The following is a 20488-nucleotide window of genomic DNA, read 5'->3' on the forward strand; positions in this document are numbered from 1 at the left end:
GTTATTGCCCCGTCCTTTCTGTCCTCAGCCGATAGCCATGTCCCCATACCGTATCGACCGGAAGCTCCTTTATTTTTCTCCGCAGCCGTTTCACCAGATCATCGATTGCCCGGTCGCTGCCGTAATAATCGTCTCCCCAAATTAACGTAAGCAGCTCGTCCCGCGTGAACGCCCGATTCGGCTGCTCGGACAACGTCTGCAGCAGTTTAAATTCCTTCAGCGTCATTTCGATTTCTTCGCCATGCCAGAAAACGCGCCGTTCCTTCTGAATGAGCTGCAGTTCGCCAACCTCAATCGCCGTATCCGCAATTTGCGAAGGGACGGGAGGGATCTCCATCGCTTGGCGAATAGAGCCAACCCGGTGGAACAAGCGGTTCACGCGCGCGACCAATTCCCGTGGACTGAACGGCTTCGTCAAATAATCGTCGCCGCCGAGCTCGATCCCGAGAATGCGATCAACTTCTTCATCGCGCGCCGAGATCATGATGATTGGCACTTCCGCCTCTTTGCGGATTTGACGGCATAGCTCGAAACCGTTCATTCCCGGAAGCATAATGTCGAGAATCCACATATCCGGCGGTTCGTCCTTCCACAATTCCCACGCGTCTTCCGCCGTCGACAGCGCGATCGTGCGGTACCCTTCTTTATGCAGATAAGCCTCCACGATTTCCCGGATCTGGGCATCGTCGTCGACTACGGCGATTTGATAGGACTTCATGCGGCAACCTCCTAGCTTTTATCGAGAACCATTCTAACATAAAAAAATAATCTACAGCCCAATTCCACACTTTTTCCACATCGTTTTCAAATTTACTACCTAATTTGGCATGTACACTAATGGACGTAAAGCCGTTCCGCACAGATCTTTACCGGCTCCCGATTGGAGGTTCTACATGAAATTGCATCGTCTGGCTCGCAGGGAGCTATTGGCTGCCCTCGGTTTTTTGGCCCCGAGCTTGGCTGGGTTTTCCGTCTTTTATCTTATTCCGTTCGGCCAGAGCATCTTGAGCTCGTTTCAGGATCGGCTCGGGGGAGGATTCACGTTGTCCAACTACAAGGAACTGCTGCTCAGTTCCTCGTTTCAGAAAGCGGCGTCCAACACGTTCTGGTTCACTGCAATCAGCGTGCCGATCCTAGTCGCCGTATCGCTCTTGCTGGCACTGTTCTTAAATCAGCGGGTGTTTTTCCGAAACTGGCTCCGCACCGCTTATGTGCTGCCGCTTGTTGTGCCGGTCGCTTCGATCGTGCTTGTCTGGCAAATCTTATTTGATTGGAACGGCGCATTAAACGCTGTTTTGCAGCATTTCGGCTATAGCCGCATCGACTGGATGAAATCCGATTGGGCCAGCTTTGTCATCATACTGGTTTATGTATGGAAGAACATCGGATACAACGTCATTTTGTTTCTAGCTGGCCTGCAAAACATACCGGATCAGTATTATGAAATCGCCAATTTGGAAGGGGCGGGTTCAGTTCGCAAGCTGTTCGGGATTACGCTTACGTATTTGACGCCGACTACTTTTCTGGTCGTGCTTATGTCTGTGCTCAATTCGTTTAAGGTGTTCCGCGAGACGTATCTCGTCGCTGGCGCTTATCCGCACGACAGCATCTATATGATGCAGCACTACATGAACAACATGTTTCTGTCCCTCGACATCCAGAAAGTCTCGTCCGCGGCCGTGTTGATGGCACTTTGCATTATGGCGCTTGTGTTTGCGCTGTTCCGTACGGAGCGGGCTTTCCGCTCTTATATGGAGTAAGCGCTCAAGAAAGAGGTGAAAGACGTGAACAAGCAATGGGTCGCACCGCTATTACGTTCGTTGTTGCTGATCGCCATCGCCGTCCTGTTGCTGATGCCGGTCGTCTTGACCTTCGTCAGTTCCTTTATGACAGAGCGGGAAATAATGGCCAACTATCGCATGCTAGGCAAAACCGACACGAGCGTATTCGTCAATCTGAAATGGATTCCCGACTGGGTATCTTTTCAGCAATACAACAAAGTATTAATTGCAACGCCTACGTTCCTATATCTGTTCTGGAATTCTGTCTCGATGGTGGCCCCTATCATCATCGGGCAAGCGTTGGTGGCGACGCTCGCCGCATTCGCTTTCGGCAAGCTGCATTTTCCGGGCAGGGAAGGCTTGTTCTTCCTTTACTTAATGACGATGCTAATGCCGTTTCAAGTGACTCTTGTACCGAACTATTTGATGGTCGACCGGCTGGGCTTGCTGAATCATCCCGGCTCTATCATATTGCCCGGCGTGTTCGGAGCTTTTGGTGTATTTCTGCTGCGGCAGTTCATGCTCCACATCCATTCGGCTTACATCGAAGCGGCGAAAATAGACGGGGCGGGGTACTTGCGTTTATTCCTATCGATAGCGCTGCCCATGGTGAAGCCCGGTGTAGCCGCGCTTGTCGTGCTTCTGTTCGTCGACTATTGGAACATGGTAGAGCAGCCGCTTATTTTTCTGCAGGACGCCGCGATGCAGCCGCTTTCGGTCTTCCTCTCCCGTCTCCAGAAAGATGCGTTCGGCGTTTCGTTTGCCGTCTCGGTTGTATATATGATGCCTATGGTGCTTCTGTTCCTGAGTGCCGAACGGTATTTTATCGAAGGAATTCAGCTTTCCGGCGTGAAAGGCTGAGCGAAAGGAGAATGGCAGCATGGTACTGCAGAAACAACGAATGGCAGGCATTGCATTGGTTGTGTTCCTCGTCGTATTGGCGGGGCTCACTTTATTCAGCCAAACGCTTCAAACCGCATTGCTGCCTAAAGTAACAACAGCAAAGCCCGCCCAAAAATCATTTATCCAGCGAATCGAAGGCAGCGGTGTCATCTCGCCGCGCCGGCAAATCGAGGTGCACAGCGAGAGCGGCTGGAAGGCGGCGAAAGTGCATGTCCGCAATGATGAACAAGTTAAAAAAGGCCAGCTCCTCGTGACGTTCGACGGATCGGAGGTGCAGCAGCAGCTTCTTGATGCGGAAGATGAGCTGAAGAAGCGGGAACTGAACCGTGAGCTGCTCAAAGAACAGTACGTGGCCGCTCAGCGGGCGGAGGACGAGGAGGCGATCCGCAAAGCGAAACGCGATTTGGACTTGGATCGGCTAGACCAAGGCATCGCGATGAGGAGAATGGAGACGCTGCGCAATAACTTGGCGTCAAAACGAACGTTGACGGCGCCTGCGGACGGCAGAGTGACGAATTTGCAAGCTGAGGCGGGCTTGACCATTCCTCAAGGGCAGCCCGTGCTGACGCTTGTGGAAAACAGCAAGGGGTTCCAATTCACTTTTACGGTGGATAAGGAGTCTGCTGATTTGATACGAAAAGATGAGAAATTGCCCGTTAACATAGACGGAGACAAGCCCTGGCAGCTTGAAGGAACAGTCGCCGAAATCAAGGATGCTTCCCAAGGAAGCGGAAGCGGGGCTGTGAACAATCCAGAGATGGATGGAGGCAATCCAAACGGAGGCGCCAAGGCGCAAAAAACAATCGTCGTTCACGTTTCAGGCGACGGACTGCAAGGAGGTGAGTCAGCCAGCGTTGACTTGGAAAAGCCGCTCACTGAGCAGGGGCTTGTCATTAACAAGAAGTGGATGAAAAAAGACGGGTCAGGAGACTATGTGTTCGTCGTTCGCGAGAATAGAAGCTCGCTAGGCAACACGTACACTGTTCAGAAGGCTTATGTGAAGACGGGAAAAGGAGACAATGAGGAGATCATTGTGCTCGGAGGCATGTACCTGGATGAAGAAATTGTTACGGAGTCTAGCGAACCGTTGCAGGAAGGCAATCGGGTTCGAGTAAATTGAGAGGATGATTCATTTGAAGAAAATAGGGTTCATTTTGACGCTGTCCATCGTTCTGCTATTATCCGCCTGTTCCGGCAACAGCGCCGGCACCGGCAACAACGTTGGCAATGGCGGAGGCGATTCCAAAGGCGAGACGAAGGCCGACAAGAAAACCGTTGTCTTGTCTGTCATGAGGAAAGACCGTTTCTTGGAAAACGCTGCACGGCAATTTGAGGAAAAGCATCAGGACATTCACATCGAAATAAAGGAATATAAGGCATCCCCGGAAGCACCGGAAGGCGGTATGGGCGTAGAGGCTATTTCTTTGGCCGATGTGGAAAAGTATGTTCAATCGGTAACGACGCAGGTTATTTCCGGCAAAGGGGCGGATCTCATTCTCATGAACGAGTTGCCTCAGGACAAGTTCGTCGCCAAAAAATTGCTGGTCAATTTAAACGAACTGATGGACAAAGACAAAGAGAACGCAATCGATCGCAACGCGTTGTACGACAATATATTGAAATCATCCAAAGACGGGAAAGGCCTGTACGTTATGCCGCTGTCCTTCTCTCTCGACCTCGTTCGAGGAAATACCGAGTTATTGAAGGAAGCGAATGTTCCAGTCGATAAGCAAAAGCCATGGAGCTGGGCCGAATTCAAGGAAGTCGCCAAGAAGCTGAAGCAGCAAGGGTACGAAGGATTCGGCAATCTGAGCTCTACGCAGCTAGTCTTTGATTATATCGAGGACAATTACGCGCAGCTCGCCGGGCAGGGTAAGCCAAACTTCGACTCGGAGCTGTTCCGCGGCATGATGCAGGAAATTAAGTCGATGTATGATGAAGGCTTGCTCATTGATGGGATGGCAGGGTTTTCGTCCGATTTCAGCAAAACGGCCTTTCAAATGGCGGGCATTTACAGCACGGAAGAACTCATGATGATGCCTTCCAATATGGAATATTACCAGAAGCCAAGCGCGGGCGGGAACAAGAACGGCGTACCGTTCAAGTTTATTTACAGCTTAGGGATCAACAGCAAATCGGACGTTCAGCCGGAAGCATGGGCGTTCATCAAATATTTGCTTTCCGATGAAATGCAAGCTTCGCCGGAGCTTATGGGATTGCCGATGAATAAAGGCGTTGCCGATCAGAAGTTCAAGGAAGCTTTGCAGAAATTGGAGAACGGAGAATTGGATCAAACGATACCGAAAAGCATACAGCCGGATGTGGAAACGGCGAAAAAGCGGATCGCAGACGTACAGAAGCTGATTTCGGAAGCCGACTTCCAAAGGTTCAGCGATATGAAAGTGCTCATGATTGCCATGGAGGAGTTCAACAGCTTCATGAATGGACAGAAATCTGCGGAAGAAGTCAGCAAGCTGATTCAAAACCGAGCGAACACCTATTTGAACGAGTAGTTACGTCGAAATCATAACGCTATTAATTTGCGCTAAAAAATTTGCCGGACTCGCTGGGTACAGCGGTCCGGCAATTCGCATGTCTTTAAGTCTATCTACATTAACAGAACCTAAACGGCATAGTTCAATTTATGCTGAAGCGGGTCTAGTCGTTAAGGCTCTGTTTAACTGAGGCTGATAGGATAGGATTTCAACGAACAATTCATCTATCTGTTTCTAGGAGGTAAACACTTGATTGTTACGACAACAGCAATCGTTGAAGGTTCTCCAGTCGAGTATTATTTAGGCGTTGTAACTGGCGAAGTCATCATGGCAGCCCATGTCGGGAGAGATCTTCTTGCTTCATTTACCGATCTTGTAGGCGGACGTTCGAAAGTGTATGAAACGAAGCTTAGGGAAGCGAGGGAGGCCGCTTATGATGAAATGACGCAGCAAGCCGCGCAGAAGGGAGCCAATGCCGTTATCGGTGTCACGATTAGTTACGAAGTGGTTCGCCAAGGGATGCTGATGGTCGCTGTCAGCGGCACGGCAGTCATTATTTAAACTAAAGTTCATTTGTCAAAGCGCAGGTATTCGCCTACAATAGACTGACATAACCAGATGCAATCGATGTTATCAGTTGGAGGAGAATCCGTCGTGTCCAGCAGCAACTTCTCTTTAAGAGCTCAGCCTCTTTTTCGGCTCATCCATTTCGAATCTTTGCAATGTCCTTCAGATTGGCAAGAAAACAGCCAATTTGTTGAAGATTATAGGCTGCTTCTCATTACAGGAGGCAAAGGCGAGCTGTTCATCGATAACCGGCGTTATTCATTGCACCAGGGAAAAATATTTCTGCTCATTCCTTCGATGCTAATTGAGATGAGAAGCGAAGCGGAGCGGCCTTTGCAATTTTATCGCATGACCTTTCAAGCTTTGCGTGAGTCGAATGAGACGAAGCGTGAAGCTTCTTTTGTCAAATTACAGGGGGACGTTTTGTTTCCTCAATATGGCGAGAGGTCCAAGCGAACGTTTAATGAAGCTCTGCAGATGATGAAACAGCTGCAGGATCAGCTAAACGGTCAGGATGGAAAGCTCGCGAATCACTATTTTCTATTGTTCCATCAACTGCTGGATCTTCTCTTTCAACAGGAAGACGAGATCGGGATGCCAGATGCAGCGGAAGCGATTAAGCAAACGATCGATTATATGGAACGGCACTACCAGGAAGAATTGTCCCGGGATACCCTTGCGGCGATAGCTGGCATGAGCCCGTGGCATTTTTCGAGAAAGTTCAAGGAAATAACGGGATGCCGTCCAAGCGATAGGCTGGAGGCCATTCGTATTCACCATGCGAAGGAGCATCTGCTGCGCCTCGGCGACAACATTCGGGAAGTTGCTCACCTTACAGGCTATCGCGATGAAGCGTATTTCCGCAGTAAATTCAAGCAGAGCGTCGGCCTGTCACCTACGATGTTTATGACACGGAAGAGGGAAAAGATTGCAGCGCTAAGCTATCATTATGCAGCTCATCTGTTGACGCTGGAAGTGATCCCGTTCGCCACCTATGTTGAGAGAAGCCGGGAAAGCCATCGCAGCCAATATCACGATATCATTCCCTTTCATTTGAAGAGAGCTAAGCAGATGAACACGGAGGTGTGGGAGCAGAACCTTCGGGCATTGGCTGGCGCCAAGCCTGAAGTTATTTTGTGCGATGGACTGGTTGATCGCGAGGTGCTGGCGTGCATGGAGAAGATTGCGCCGGTCGTATCGATTCCTTGGCTGGAGCTGGATTGGCGCAATCATTTTCGCGAAATTTCTTCTTTTGCCGGTCAGAAAAGGAAGGCGGAGCACTGGATGTCGAGCTATGACCGGAAGGCGGAGCAGCTGCGCAAGCAATGGCAAGGCAAATTCGATCGGAATCGCGTTTGCGTTCTGCATCTCATGTCCGGGGACCTGTATGTGTACAGTACCCGTAACGGCGGTTCAGTTCTCTATGAAGACTTGCAGCTGGTGCCCGCTCACGATATGACGGATATTCAAGTATGTGAACGGATTACCGTTGACGACTTGGTGCAATACGATGCAGATCTTCTATTTATTGCGATCGATCAAGATAGGCCTTCTATGCAAAGCTGGAATCGACTGCAAAGCAGCGCGCAGTGGCAATCGCTGCAAGCGGTAAGAAGAGGAGCGGCGCACGTGATTCAGGAAATTCCTTGGCTTGAATATTCGCCTTACGCTCATTCTATGGTGCTGGATGAAGCCGGCCGAATATTCGGTTAAGGCTGCTTTGCTTGACCGCAAGGCGATCGAGCACAATTTCCCACCGAAATTTCGCACAATTGTCTGTAGAGGAATCGTGAAAGCCATGATACTATTCTATTGATGATGATAATCAATATCATAGGAGGGTGTCATGAAATCAACCTGGAGAAACAGCCTATTCATCCTTTGTTTAATTATGCTTGTTTCAGTGCTTGCAGCCTGCGGCGGCGAGAAGAAAGAGAATGCCGTATCGGAAACGCCGGCGAACAATGAACAAGCGAATGTACAAGGGGAAGCAACACAAAAGCCGTCTGAAGAGAAACGCCAATTCAAGGACGTAATAGGGGATGTTCTTGTTCCCGCCAACCCGCAGCGAATTGTCGCTCCTTATGTTGAGGACGCGCTCGTAATGCTTGGCGTCAAACCTACCATGCAGTGGTCGTACGGCGAATTGGTGCAGGAGTATCTCCAGCCGGAGCTGAAGGATGTTCCTAAGCTCGACTTCACGGACGGCGTCAATATGGAGTCTCTGGTAGCAGCAAATCCGGATTTAATCGTCCTATACACGAAAAATCTGGCTGAAGAAGGAGCCTACGAGCAATTTAATAAAATTGCACCGACCTACGCTTTTGAGGATGCAACCGTCGATTGGAAAGGTACTTTGCGTATTCTTGGAGATATGCTCGGTAAATCGGATACAGCGGAGCAAGCGATCCAAAATTATGATCATAAAGTAGAAGAGGCTAAGGAAAAGCTGAAACCGTTTGTGGAAGGGAAAACCTTTGCCGTTATTCGCGTAAAGCAAAAAGAAGTGCTGCTTATGGACGGCACCTATTATAGCGGGCCTGTTCTCTATAGTGATCTTGGCTTGCAGCCGCACAAGATGGTGAAAGAGCTGTCTTGGGAGTTTCATAAGCCATTGTCTCTAGAGGTGATCCCGCAGTTGGATGCCGATTATATATTCCTCCTTGTACAAGGCGAAGCTGCGCGGGATAAGGCGAATGAGCTGATAGACAGCCCGCTTTGGAAAGGGCTTCCCGCTGTTCAGCAAGGCCATGTCTTTGAAATGGACAATACTCATTGGATGGCTAGCGGTGCGATTGCCAATGGCAAAAAAATAGACGATGTGCTAAAAGCTGTAGTCCAGTAGCAAAAGTGACGAATGAAGGTTAAAGGCGTTCCACGGAGGTGGAACGCTTTTTTTGTTAGGCACCGGTTACCTCGGCGCTTGAATAAATTTCCGCTCCAAGTAAGCCTGGAAACAGCGGCAAAGCAACCCGTCAATTGTACAATTGACGGGTTTTGTCATTCCATTGGCGCGTTTCCACAACGGATTGACGAACGATGAAATCCAAGATAAGATGAAACCGAAGTTTAGTAGATTAGTAACGGGTAAAAGGAAAGAGGGGAAAAACTTGAAAATACCTACTACGTTAAAGCATAAGCCTGTTGTCGTGGCGGAAAATTATGATAAGGTTGACGGCCGCTTGGCCGGGAACACAGACGCGAAAGGTCTTTCCTTGGGATTGGCCCAGTGGAATGATAGAGGCAAGGTCGATATTTCGGCGAAGGTATGGAGATATACGGGAGAAAAATGGTCAAGGCAATCGGAAGAGCTGCCTCTCCATCGCGTTCTGGATTTGTCCATTTTGCTTTGCCGGTCCCTCGCTCATTTTCAAGAAGCCTATCGATATGAAAATTTATATGACCCGCAGCAGCCGGTCATCGACCGGGTTGGCCTGCAAGGGGATGCCATGTCTGTGGAGATCTGTACGGATAATGAGAGAATCAATGAAGATATTAAACTGTTCAGCCAAGCTCTGAGCAATGACGGTGAAATGATCGGCGAGCGCTTGCGCACGCTGTCCACTATTTTAAAGGAAATGGGCTATTAAAGCTTAAAGCTCCCTCCCTGCTTGCACTCGCGAAAACGGCGCTTGTGCTTATTTCCTTCTATAAACGCAAGCTCACGAGGCAGCATCCCTCGGAGCTTGCGTTTTTTTTGTTACGGATTAAGAGAGCTGATAAAGCTGCGAATATTTGCTAGTTAAATATTGAATCAGCGGTTTGGTATCGATGCCGCCGCCGACAGTTTGCTGCAGCAGCTCGTTAGCCGAGCGCGATTTGCCGTATTGGTGAATATGCTTGGTTAGCCAGCCCGTAATCGGCCGCAAATCGCCGCTGCCGACGATACGATCGAAATTAGGCAGGTCGCGGCGGATTGCTTCATGCCATTGCGCCGCATATACGAAACCTAGCGTATAGGACGGGAACAGGCCAAAGCCTGCGCTCCAGTGCCCGTCCTGCAGAATGCCGTCCAAATGCGTAGGCGGCACTACTCCTAGATAAGCCTCGCTTTTTTTGTTCCACAGCTCCGGCAGATCCTCGTACCGCACCTCGCCCGCAATGATGGCCTGCTCGATTTCATAACGAATAATGACATGAAGATTGTAGGTCAGTTCATCGGCCTCGAATCGGTTATAGGCCGGTTTTATTGCATTTAGCGATGAATAAAAGGCATCTAGCGGCACATCGCCAAAGGTTTCAGGCTGAATGCGCTGAAGCGCCGGATAATGACGCTCCCAGAACGCTTTGTGCCGTCCCACAAATTTCTCATAGAAGATCGATTGTGATTCATGAATGCCGAAAGAAGTGAAAATGCCAAGTCCGGTATGAATCAGCTCATGATTAATGTTTTGGGTATACAACGAATGTCCGCCTTCATGCAGTGCGCTCCACAAGGCTACCCGCACGTCGTCTGCTACAAATTTGGAGGCTAGCCGCGCATCCAGCGGATTGATAGCCGATGTGAACGGATGAATGGTTTCCCCGAATTTGCCTGCGTCGTAATCATAATGAATCGCGTGAAGCAGTTCGTGAGTCAACTCATGCTGGCGCGACAGGGGAAACGGCTTTCGGAACAAGGAGGTGTCCGGTTGGTTAGCCGCCGCCGTAACACGTTGAATAAGCGGGATCAACGCATCCTTCAGCTCGCCAAATACCCGGTTGAGCGTAACGGTATTCAAATCGGGATCGAACTGCTGGACAAGCGGGTCGTACGGATGCTCTTGAAATCCCCAATAAGAAGCAAAGCGCAAGCTGCTGTCGAACACCTTTTTCAGGTACGGGGCGAATACGGCAAAATCATTAGCGGCTCTGGCCTCCAGCCAAGCGGCGTTAGCTTCGCTCTGCGCCCGAACAAAGGCGGCATGCTCTTCGAACGGGATGACGCTTTTGCGCTTATAAGCCCGATAATGCTCCGCAATAATTCGGTTTATCGTATCGTCGTATTCGTCGCTTTGAGCAGCCGCTTCCTCCAGCTTTGCGCCAAAAGCAGCGTCGCCCTGCAATAGAAACAGCTCCCCGGCTAAGGTGCCCTTCGCTTGCGCAGCATAGGAAGCCCCTTTCTTCGGCACTCCCGTTCGGGCGTCCCAATTCAGCAGCGTCAATATTTGCTTGTAGTGCTCTATCTTTGTAATATGACTGGCCAACTCTTGCGGCAGCTTGTCCAATAAAGTCATGGTTTTTCTCCTCTCAGGCGTGAATGTGTCTGTATCGTACATCGGCGGCTAGGCAAATTCAATTTACAAAAAGTAAATCGAAGGTTTACGATTCCTTATTTTACAAAAAAGGAAATGTTCTTTAACCTGAACTTATGAAATCCATACTAATCCGACAAATAAACTTATGATTGAGTTTGTTGGATTTGATTAACGGATGGCATTTTGAAAATTGCTAAAAGAGAGAGGGATCGAAGAAATGAATAGGAGAAAGAAAAAACATGCTTTATTAACCGCTTTTCTAGTATTGCTGCTGCTGGCAGGCTGCTCGTCCAATAGCGGCGCAACCGAGCCGTCGCCGCAGTCATCGCCGTCAGAATCGTCCAAACCGGCTGAGCAGCCAAAAACGGGCGGGGCCATAAATATTGGATATCCGACGCAGCCGGTCACACTGGATGCGCAAATTTCGGGTACGACGGCAACCAAGGATATTTCCCGCAGTCTTTATGAGCAGCTAGTTACACTGGATGCGAATGCCCAAGTCATTCCGCAGTTGGCCGAGTCCTATGAGGTGAGCGATGACAAGCTGTCGTATACGTTCCATCTTCGCAAGGGCGTTAAATTCCATAACGGCAAGGAGCTGAAGGCGGAGGATGCGGTAGCGTCGCTTAACCGTTGGATTAAAGTATCCAGCCTCGGCAAAGCCAACTTTACTGGAGCGGAAGCGAGCCAAACTGACGATTATACCGTCGTGCTGAAGCTGGAAACGCCGTTTTTGCTGACCGTACAGCTGCTGGCTGACCCGATTCCGGCAGCGGCGATTTATCCGAAGGAGGTTGTTGAAGCGGCGGATGAAAAAGGCATCAAAGACTACATCGGCACAGGCCCGTACAAGCTGGCGGAATGGAAGCAGGATCAATTCATTAAGCTAAGCCGATTTGACGATTACTCTTCGCGTACGGAGCCGACAAACGGAGCGGGCGGCAAAAAAACAGCCTTTGCCGACGATATCATTTTCCATTTTGTTTCGGACGAATCCACGCGGATTGCTGGCATTACATCCGGGCAATACGATATCGCTTTAAATATTTCGGTAGACAATGAGAACCAAATTTCATCCAATCCGGATTTGAAAACGTATTTGAGCCCGGGCGGATTCTATTCCTTCTTTTATAACAGCAAGCAAGGACTGTTCCAGAATGTAAAGCTGCGTCAGGCTGTAAATGCGGTGCAAAATGCCGACGATATTTTGAGATCAGCCTTCCGGGACGAAAACTTTTACGTGAAAACCTCGTCGCTGGTCGTCAAAGAATTCCCGAACTGGTACTCGGAAGCGGGCAAGGAAAACTACAGTCAGGCGAATCCAGAGAAAGCGAAGCAGCTTCTTCAAGAGGCCGGCTATAAGGGCGAAGAAATCGTCATTTATACGACGCGCGATTACATTGACCAATACAATGTGGCTGTCGTCCTTCAGCAGGAGCTTGAATCGATTGGCGTGAAGGTGAAGCTTGATGTGTTCGACTGGCCGACACTGCAAGAAAAGCTGAATGCCGGAGTAGGCTGGGATCTTTATCCGATCAGCTATGCATTCAGGCCGAATTTTTACCAGTACGGCTTCTGGGGGGGCGGTCAAGGCCTGCTGAAAAGCGATAAGCTGAACGAGCTGCTGCAAGGCATTCGCGTTGCCGAATCGATCGAGGCGGCAAGACCGGTTATTGACGAAGTGCATAATTTCATCTACTCAGAAGTGCCATTCTCGCCGATTGGTCACAACAGGCAAATAACGGCGCTGTCGAATAAGGTGGAGGGATTCGAAAATATCCTTGGCCCGATTTTCTGGAACGTATCTATTCAAAAGTGATCCGACATAAGCAAACGAAGGGGTAGGTAAAAACGGCGGCGCAGACTCATCCTTTTGACGATGCGCTGCTTCTCGTTTTTCGCAGCTTACAAGAAAGGTTGCTGGCCATGGGTGGTTACATAGTTCGCCGGTTATTGTCCATTATTCCGGTTATGCTTGTCGTCGGCATAGTCGTTTTCTCGATTATCCATATCACTCCGGGCGACCCGGCAGCCGTATTGCTTGGCGAGGAGGCTTCCAAAGCGGATATCGACGAGTTGAAAAGCAAGCTTGGACTAGACCGTCCGCTGCCTGAACAGTTCTGGAACTGGGCAAAGGGGCTGCTGCAAGGAGATTTGGGAGAATCGCTGTTTTTGAACAAGCCGGTAACGGCAGCTTTTTTTGAAAGGCTGGGCCCTACGCTGTCCTTGGCGATTTTGGCACAGCTTATCGGGGTAACGCTGGCGCTGGCGCTTGGCATTACGGCGGTTAGAAAGAAAGGCACGATCGTCGATCAATCCGTCATGGGCTTCTCCATGCTCGGTATTTCCATCCCCAGCTTTTTGCTGGGCTCCTTATTTGTGATGTTGTTTAGCGTACAGCTGAAATGGCTGCCGCATGCCGGCTATCAGCCGCTTAGCGCAGGCTTATGGAATCATATTAAGCATCTGCTGCTTCCGGCTACTGTACTTGGGCTTATCCAAGCGGCGCTGATTACGCGGATGACGAGATCTTCCTTGCTGGACGTCATGTCCGGCCAGTTTATAAAAACGGCAAAAGCGAAAGGGGTAAAGGAAAAGGCGATTTTATACAAACACGCGCTCCGCGTAGCCTTTATCCCGATCTTAACGGTCATAGGCGAATCCTTCGGCGGCCTAGTGACAGGCGCTGCCGTCATCGAAACCTTGTTCAATATTCCCGGTGTCGGGCAGCTCATTGTCAATTCAATCAGCCGAAGAGATTATGCCGTTATTCAAGGCTCCGTATTGCTAGTAACGGTTACTTACGTATTTGTCAATTTGACGGTCGATCTGCTCTACGGTTTGGTAGATCCGCGCGTCAGACTTGGCAAAAAGTAAAAGGAGGTAAAGCGTCATGAACGCTGCATCCGAGAAGGCAGCAACGGCAGTACCCGCCAAGTTGTCCTACCGGCAGGAGCGCAGGCAGCTTTTCGTTAGACGGTTTAAGGCAAATCGCCTCTTGATGACAGGAGGATTTATATTAGCTGTTATTGCCTTGCTGGCCGCAATCGCGCCGCTGCTGACTCCCTATCAGCCGCTTCAGTTGGACTCGATCCAGCGCTTGAAGGGTCCAACGCTTCAGCACTGGTTCGGCACCGATAATTTTGGCCGGGACGTATTTACCCGCGCCGTATACGGTCTGCGCATTTCGGTGCTGGTAGGCTTGGCTGTTACAGTCATTTCATCGTTTCTGGGCATGCTGATCGGTCTTCTGGCTGCGAGCTATTCGCTGCTTGATCATATTCTCATGCGGATTTGCGACGGACTGTTTGCGTTTCCTTCGATTTTGCTGGCCATTGCGATTATGGCCGCGCTGGGGCCAAATGTCGGCAACGTCATTATTGCGCTTAGCGTTATTTTTGTCCCTTCTGTTGCGCGCATCGTTCGTTCAAAGGCGCTCGTTGTCCGCGAACTGACTTACATTGAAGCGCTGCGGTCGCAAGGGGCAAGCAGCTGGCGGATCATTTGGCTTCATATGGCGCCGAATACGATGTCGCCGCTCATTATTCAAGCGACTTTTATTTTCGCAGTATCGATATTGACGGAGGCTGCGCTTAGCTTCCTCGGAGCGGGTATCCCTGCTCCTGCTCCAAGTCTCGGCAATATGCTCTATGACGGGAAGGCCGTTATTTATAATTCCTGGTGGATGACCGTCTTTCCGGGACTGCTGCTCGTTCTGACGGTCGTCGGATTAAATCTGTTCGGCGACGGCTTGCGAGATTTGCTGGACCCGCATGCGGGAAGCGCGAAGGGAGGGAAACGCCGTGCCGCAAAATAAGCTGCTTGAGGTTAAACAGCTGGAAGTGTCCCTCTATACGGAAAAAGGAACGCTTCGAGCCGTAGACGGCGTTTCTTTTTATGTCCATGCCGGCGAGACTCTGGGCATTGTTGGTGAATCCGGCTGCGGAAAAAGCGTGACGGCGGAATCGATCCTGCAGCTTCATCACAAAGATGATGTGAGCTATAAGGGCGAGGTGCTGTTCCACAACGAAAATTTGCTCGATTACTCCAACAAGCAGATGGAGCAAATTCGCGGCAATGCGATCTCGATGATTTTTCAAGACCCGATGTCTTCGCTTAATCCGGTTCAAACGATTGGCAAACAAATCGGCGAAAGTCTGCGTCTCCATCGCGGCCTTAAAAGAAGGGAAGCCAAGCAAGCTGCCATCGAGTTGCTGCGCTTAACGGGAATTCCTTCGCCTGAGAAGCGGATTCATGAGCATCCTCATGAATTATCCGGCGGCATGCGCCAGCGGGTGATGATTGCGATGGCGCTGGCGTGCAAGCCGCAGCTGATCATTGCCGACGAGCCGACGACGGCGCTAGACGTGACTATTCAGGCGCAAATTTTAAGCTTAATCGATCAGTTGAAGCGGGAAAACCAAATGGGGGTTATTCTCATTACCCATGATTTGGGGGTCGTGGCTGAAACGTGCAATCGTGTTGCCGTCATGTATATGGGACAGATCGTGGAGGAGGCTTCGGTAGACGAGCTGTTTTACGGACCTTTGCATCCTTATACAGTTGGACTTATGAAGGCAATTCCACGCATCGATGGCAGCAGGGACGAGAAACTGCATGTGATAGAAGGCACGGTTCCATCCTTGCACCGCATACCAGTCGGCTGTCGATTCGCAGATCGCTGTGCGTTTGCAACGGAGCAGTGCCAGCTGGAGCTGCCTGATTTGCGTCAGACGAAAGATGGTCATCTCGTTCGGTGCTGGTATCCCGGCATTGCAACGGAACAGGAGGTAGCCTATGGGGCAAGCATTATCGAACCTAGACCCGCCGCTGCTTCAGGTTGACGGCTTAACGAAGCATTTCCCTATTAAGTCGGCGCTTGGGCGCACGGTCGGAACGGTGAAGGCTGTAAACGGCGTTTCCTTTCAACTATCGAAGGGCGAAACCTTTGGTTTGGTCGGCGAGTCGGGCTGCGGGAAAAGTACGCTTGGCCGTACGCTGCTCCGATTGATTGAACCGACAGCAGGGAAAGCCTTGTACGAAGGGATAGATTTATTTGCGCTGGGAAAGCGGGAGCTGAACCGTTACCGGCAGCATATGCAAATGGTTTTCCAGGACCCCTATACGTCCATGGACCCTCGCAAACGAATTGGCTACACCTTGGAGGAGCCGCTTAAAATTCATAGCATCGGCAATCAGGCCGAACGAACGGATAAGGCGTTGTCCTTGCTGCGTAAGGTAGGCTTTAGCGAGGAGCATTACGACCGGTTTCCGCATGAATTTTCCGGCGGGCAGCGCCAGCGAATCGGCATTGCGCGTGCGATCGCGCTCGGACCGCAGCTGATTGTATGCGACGAGCCGGTCTCCGCGCTTGACGTATCCATTCAATCGCAGGTCATCAATCTGCTGGAGGAGGTTCAGCAGGAGCTGGGCGTCTCTTATCTATTTATTGCGCATGACCTTAGTGTGGTCAGGCATATTGCCGACCGAATCGGCGTTATGTATTTGGGCGAGATGGTTGAGCAGGCTCCGACAGACGAACTGTTCCACCGTCCGCTCCATCCTTATACGCAATCGCTGCTGGCTGCGGTGCCTATCCCCGATCCAAGAGCGAAGCGCGAAAGAATCGAGCTTCAGGGAGAGCCCCCGTCGCCGCTTCATCCGCCGAAGGGCTGCGTTTTCCATCCGAGATGCCCTTATGCAATGGCGGTTTGCCGCGAAGCGGAGCCTCAAAAGACGACCGTGTCGGCGGGCCATGAGGTGCAGTGCCATTTATATGAATAAGTTTATTTCAATGAAGCGAGGCGACAGCAATGAGCATTTATGAAGCTGCGGAAAAATGGAAGGACGAAGCGATCAGGCTTCGCCGTCATATTCATCGGCATCCTGAGCTCGGCAACCAAGAGTTTGCAACGGCGGCGCTTGTGACTGAATTTCTGACCTCGCTTGACATCGAGGTGCGGCATATTGGAGCGACAGGGGTTGTGGGCTTGCTTCGGGGCAGCGAGGAAGGGCCGGTATTCGGCATTCGCGCCGATATGGACGCGCTTCCGATTGAGGAGCAGACGGGATTGCCCTTTGCCAGTGTGAACCCCGGCATTATGCATGCTTGCGGCCACGATGTGCATACCGCTATTTTGCTTGCAACGGCTGCGGTTCTGAGCGAGCATCGCACGCAAATAAAGGGCGCCGTCAAATTTGTGTTTCAACCCGCAGAAGAGGTAGCGGGAGGAGCATCGGATCTGATCGAGGGAGGCGTGCTGGAAGACCCTCCGGTCGATGCGATTATTGCTCTGCATGTATGGCCGGATGCGCCGTCGGGCACTGTCGCGCTGAAAAAAGGAGCGATGCTTGCTGCCGCGGACGCTTTTGAAATCCGCATTGCCGGAAAAGGCGGTCATGCCGCTTACCCGCATCGCACCGTTGATCCCGTCATCATTGCCGCACAGGTCATTACGGCGCTGCAAACGATCGTCTCCCGCCATGTCAGTCCGCTCGAGCCGGCCGTTATTTCAATAACAAAGCTGTCCAGTAGCAGTCAGGCGTTTAATGTCATCGCTAATGAAGTGCGATTAGGCGGCACCGTTCGGACTCATCATCCCGATGTACGCAGTGCGATCCAGAAGCAAATGGAGAAGCTGACCGTCTCCATCGCGGAGAGCTTCGGCGGCAAAGCTGAATTTACGTATACAAAGGGAGTTTCGACGGTCATTAATGACGACAACATCGTGGATATCATTGAAGAGGCCGCTATTACGGCGCTCGGCCGGGAGAAGGTCTTTTATTTAAAGGAAGCTTCCATGGGCGGAGAAGATTTCGGGGCTTACTTGGAGCACATCCCCGGCGCGATGTTCAGATTGGGAAGTGTTGCGGAGGAAGAGCCCCGTTCCGTGCTGCCGCTGCATCACGACTCGATTATTTTTGATGAACATGCAATCTTAACGGGTATAGCTGTTTTGGCGCAAACGGCTCTCCATTTCTTTCATAAGGAACAAGACAAACGCGGATAAGGAGAGGGCAGGGAAATGTCCATAGGAAATCAGAGCTCGCATGTCGAGCAAATAATAGAGCAGGCGGATGCGGCAGAGCTTTGGCGTCATGCCGCTGAGCTTGCCCAATATGTAAGAACCTCCGGTTCTGAAGAGGAGCTGCGGGCTTTTCAGTATGTGAAGGAACAGTTAGAGAGCTTCGGATTAAAGACTCGCCTTTCCTTTCACAAAGCTTGGATCAGCATCCCTGGGAAAGCGGAGCTTATCGTAGGCGGGCGTGCTTATCCCGTTATTACGCATGCGATGTCTCCAGCGTTGGCAAGAACCGAGCTGTCACTTGCTGTTTACGAGCCAAGCGCTGACCCAACTAAGCAAAGCTTGGCAGGAAAAGCGGTGCTTGTAAACGGATTAGCCGCATGGCCGATCATTGAGCGCATGGAGCGGCAAGGTGCAAGCGCCGTTATTTTTATGAACCGCAGCCGATATACCCATGAGATGATTACTTCAGGCGTATGGGGAAATCCATCGACAAGCGATAGGCTGTATCCGTCGATTCCGGCCTTCTCCGTGAATGAGACGGACGGTGCAAGCTTGCTGTCGGAGCTGCATCAGTTTCCGGAGGCGGTTGCCTCTTTATATGGAGAGGTTCAGAGCGAATGGAGAGATATCCCGCTGTTAACGGCCGAATTAACGGGCGCAGTGGAGCCGGAAAAGTTTGTTTTGTTCAGCGGTCATATCGATGCTTGGCACTATGGCGCGATGGATAATGGGGCCGCGAATGCTGTCATGCTCGAATCAGCCCGTGTATTGGCACGCAATAACGGGCAGCTGCGCCGAACGATTCGATGGGCGTTCTGGTCCGGTCATTCCCACGGCAGGTACGCCGGCTCCGCTTTATACGCTGACGCGCATTGGGAAGAGCTGCAGGAGCACGGTGTTCTGCATATCAACATCGATTCCGTCGGGGCAAAAGGCGCTGTTCAATTGGGAGCGGCCAATGTCATGGCGGAAACGAAGCAGTTGAGCAAACAGGCTATTGAGCTGGGAGCTGGGCGGCGCTTCGGCGATCACGACTTTCATGGATCGCCGTTTGGCCGGGCCGGCGATCAGTCCTTTTGGGGAACGGGCTTGCCTTCGGCATTTATGGGGCTTTCCTATCAGGAGGACGGATGGTTTGGCTGGTGGTGGCATACAACCGAGGATACGCTGGATAAGCTGGACGAGCAGCTGCTGCTCAGGGATTGCAAAGTGTATATAGCCGCTTTGCACGATGCGGCCAATGCAGCCGTCATTCCGATTGACCAGCGAGCGGCGGCGACGCTTCTCGCGGAGCGGCTGTTAGAGTATGAGACGCTGGCGGGAGAGCGTTTATCGGTGCAGTCCTTGCTTGCCAAGGCAAATCGGCTCAAGCTGGAGATTGAGCATTTTTATGCGCGGCATGTGCAGCTAGCAAGCGCCAATCGCGAGCTTCGGCAGGTAAACCGCGTTATTATACAGCTCAGCCGCATATTGGTTCCGGCTCTCTATATAAAAGGCAGCCTTTATGAGCATGACCCTGCCGTACAGCAGCCATTAGTGCCCGCTTTATCGGAGATCGAGGAGCTTGCTGCGGCTGAAGCGGGCAGCGATCGTTTTTATAGGCTGCAAACCGGCCTGCTTCGCAAGCAAAATCAGCTGGCCGATTTGCTGAATAAAGGGTTGCTGCTTCTGTCGACGTTCGTATCGGAAGAGGGGGAGCGGAATGACACTGAATCGATTTGACGGCAAAAAGGTGCTTATTACCGGGGCCGCAGGCGTATTTGGGCAATGGATCGCCCACGCCTATGCCGAGGAAGGGGCCACTTTGCTGCTAACGGACGTAAGGGAAGATGCTTTGAAAGCTGCTGCGGCAAAGCTAAAGGAAAAGAACCAATGGGATGAATCCCGATTGAGCTTACATGCTTCAGATTTGTCGCAGGAGCGGCAGCTCGATGAGCTGGTTCAATTCGTGGAGAAGCAGTGGGGAGCGGCGGACATTGTGATCAATGGTGCAGGCATCTATCCTTATCGCACATTGATGGGGATGAATACTGTGGACTGGGAGCAAACGATGTCGATTAATTTGGCCGTTCCCTTTCAGTTGACGCAGCGGCTTGCCCGCCAAATGATAGAGAGAGGAACAGCAGGCAGCTTCATTAATATAAGCTCGGGAGCCGCATCTACGGCGGCTGTCGGTATGGGCAATTACTCGGTAAGCAAAGCCGGACTAGAGATGCTTACCAAGCTGTTCGCCCTTGAACTGGCCGAGCATAACATTCGAGTAAATGCGGTGCTTCCCGGCTATGCCCCAGGGAGCGAGGTAAGCGTCATGAGCCGGCAGCATACGGAGAAGATGATCGAAATAACGCCGCTTGGACGCACCTCCGGTCCGGAGGATGCGCCGCAGGCGATCTTATTTTTAACCTCTGAGCAGGCGGCGTTTATTACGGGAGCGACCCTTGCAGTCGACGGCGGACGGGTTGCGAGAAGCTAGCTGT

At 51.2% G+C, this 20488-nt stretch carries 19 protein-coding genes; 17 read left to right on the forward strand and 2 right to left on the reverse strand.

The window, feature by feature from the left end:
• Position 1: 1 nt before the first annotated feature.
• The gene (locus ACFVTB_RS11680) at positions 2-718 is read right to left on the reverse strand and encodes a response regulator transcription factor (RefSeq protein WP_387748659.1); all 717 of its coding nucleotides are present in this window, start codon (positions 716-718) and stop codon (positions 2-4) included.
• A 162-nt stretch (positions 719-880) separates the two neighbouring features.
• On the opposite strand from ACFVTB_RS11680, the gene ACFVTB_RS11685 reads away from it, so the two are divergent.
• The 9 genes from ACFVTB_RS11685 to ACFVTB_RS11725 all read left to right on the forward strand — a co-directional run bounded on the left by ACFVTB_RS11685 (position 881) and on the right by ACFVTB_RS11725 (position 9336).
• Positions 881-1270 (forward strand): TOBE domain-containing protein, encoded by a 390-nt coding sequence (locus ACFVTB_RS11685; protein WP_387748661.1) that lies wholly within the window; start codon positions 881-883, stop codon positions 1268-1270.
• A complete protein-coding gene (locus ACFVTB_RS11690) occupies positions 1152-1760 on the forward strand; it encodes a carbohydrate ABC transporter permease (protein WP_387748663.1) in 609 nt (202 codons plus the stop codon). The genes ACFVTB_RS11685 and ACFVTB_RS11690 overlap by 119 nt, the downstream gene beginning before the upstream one ends.
• A gap of 24 nt (positions 1761-1784) precedes the next feature.
• A complete protein-coding gene (locus ACFVTB_RS11695; RefSeq protein WP_387748665.1) occupies positions 1785-2642 on the forward strand; it encodes a carbohydrate ABC transporter permease in 858 nt (285 codons plus the stop codon).
• A 19-nt stretch (positions 2643-2661) separates the two neighbouring features.
• Positions 2662-3804, forward strand: a complete 1143-nt coding sequence (locus ACFVTB_RS11700; protein ID WP_387748667.1) for an efflux RND transporter periplasmic adaptor subunit — start codon at positions 2662-2664, stop codon at positions 3802-3804.
• Between the two features lie 13 nt (positions 3805-3817).
• Positions 3818-5197 carry an ABC transporter substrate-binding protein gene (locus ACFVTB_RS11705; RefSeq protein ID WP_387748669.1) on the forward strand — a complete coding sequence of 460 codons (1380 nt, stop codon included), beginning with the start codon at positions 3818-3820 and terminating at the stop codon, positions 5195-5197.
• Positions 5198-5428: 231 nt separating this feature from the next.
• Complete coding sequence (locus ACFVTB_RS11710) at positions 5429-5740, forward strand: YbjQ family protein (RefSeq protein ID WP_387748671.1); 312 nt, start codon at positions 5429-5431, stop codon at positions 5738-5740.
• Between the two features lie 93 nt (positions 5741-5833).
• Positions 5834-7459, forward strand: coding sequence for a helix-turn-helix domain-containing protein (locus ACFVTB_RS11715; RefSeq protein ID WP_387748673.1), 1626 nt, complete (start codon positions 5834-5836; stop codon positions 7457-7459).
• A gap of 133 nt (positions 7460-7592) precedes the next feature.
• Complete coding sequence (locus ACFVTB_RS11720) at positions 7593-8591, forward strand: ABC transporter substrate-binding protein (protein ID WP_387748675.1); 999 nt, start codon at positions 7593-7595, stop codon at positions 8589-8591.
• 265 nt (positions 8592-8856) lie between these two features.
• Positions 8857-9336 carry a DUF6530 family protein gene (locus ACFVTB_RS11725; protein WP_387748677.1) on the forward strand — a complete coding sequence of 160 codons (480 nt, stop codon included), beginning with the start codon at positions 8857-8859 and terminating at the stop codon, positions 9334-9336.
• A gap of 117 nt (positions 9337-9453) precedes the next feature.
• Here ACFVTB_RS11725 and ACFVTB_RS11730 read toward each other — a convergent pair whose 3' ends face one another.
• Complete coding sequence (locus ACFVTB_RS11730; RefSeq protein WP_387748679.1) at positions 9454-10962, reverse strand: carboxypeptidase M32; 1509 nt, start codon at positions 10960-10962, stop codon at positions 9454-9456.
• A 238-nt stretch (positions 10963-11200) separates the two neighbouring features.
• Between ACFVTB_RS11730 and ACFVTB_RS11735 the strand changes: the two genes are divergently transcribed.
• The 8 genes from ACFVTB_RS11735 to ACFVTB_RS11770 all read left to right on the forward strand — a co-directional run bounded on the left by ACFVTB_RS11735 (position 11201) and on the right by ACFVTB_RS11770 (position 20484).
• Complete coding sequence (locus tag ACFVTB_RS11735; protein WP_387748681.1) at positions 11201-12802, forward strand: ABC transporter substrate-binding protein; 1602 nt, start codon at positions 11201-11203, stop codon at positions 12800-12802.
• Positions 12803-12909: 107 nt separating this feature from the next.
• Positions 12910-13860 carry an ABC transporter permease gene (locus ACFVTB_RS11740; RefSeq protein ID WP_387748683.1) on the forward strand — a complete coding sequence of 317 codons (951 nt, stop codon included), beginning with the start codon at positions 12910-12912 and terminating at the stop codon, positions 13858-13860.
• A 16-nt stretch (positions 13861-13876) separates the two neighbouring features.
• A complete protein-coding gene (locus tag ACFVTB_RS11745) occupies positions 13877-14800 on the forward strand; it encodes an ABC transporter permease (RefSeq protein ID WP_387748685.1) in 924 nt (307 codons plus the stop codon).
• On the forward strand, positions 14787-15827 hold the full coding sequence (locus tag ACFVTB_RS11750) for an ABC transporter ATP-binding protein (RefSeq protein ID WP_387748687.1): 1041 nt from the start codon (positions 14787-14789) through the stop codon (positions 15825-15827). Before ACFVTB_RS11745 ends, ACFVTB_RS11750 begins: the two co-directional genes overlap by 14 nt.
• Entirely contained in the window at positions 15781-16767 is a 987-nt protein-coding gene (locus ACFVTB_RS11755) for an ABC transporter ATP-binding protein (RefSeq protein WP_387748689.1), read from the forward strand. Before ACFVTB_RS11750 ends, ACFVTB_RS11755 begins: the two co-directional genes overlap by 47 nt.
• 29 nt (positions 16768-16796) lie before the next feature.
• A complete protein-coding gene (locus ACFVTB_RS11760; RefSeq protein ID WP_387748691.1) occupies positions 16797-17993 on the forward strand; it encodes a M20 metallopeptidase family protein in 1197 nt (398 codons plus the stop codon).
• Between the two features lie 15 nt (positions 17994-18008).
• Positions 18009-19733, forward strand: a complete 1725-nt coding sequence (locus ACFVTB_RS11765) for a M28 family peptidase (protein WP_387748693.1) — start codon at positions 18009-18011, stop codon at positions 19731-19733.
• Positions 19714-20484: an SDR family NAD(P)-dependent oxidoreductase gene (locus ACFVTB_RS11770; protein ID WP_387748695.1), complete on the forward strand. Its 771-nt coding sequence runs from the start codon at positions 19714-19716 to the stop codon at positions 20482-20484. Before ACFVTB_RS11765 ends, ACFVTB_RS11770 begins: the two co-directional genes overlap by 20 nt.
• The last annotated feature ends 4 nt before the right edge of the window (positions 20485-20488 follow it).

The organism is Paenibacillus sp. NPDC058071 (assembly GCF_042885235.1).
In the GTDB taxonomy this organism is placed as follows: Bacteria; Bacillota; Bacilli; order Paenibacillales; family Paenibacillaceae; genus Pristimantibacillus.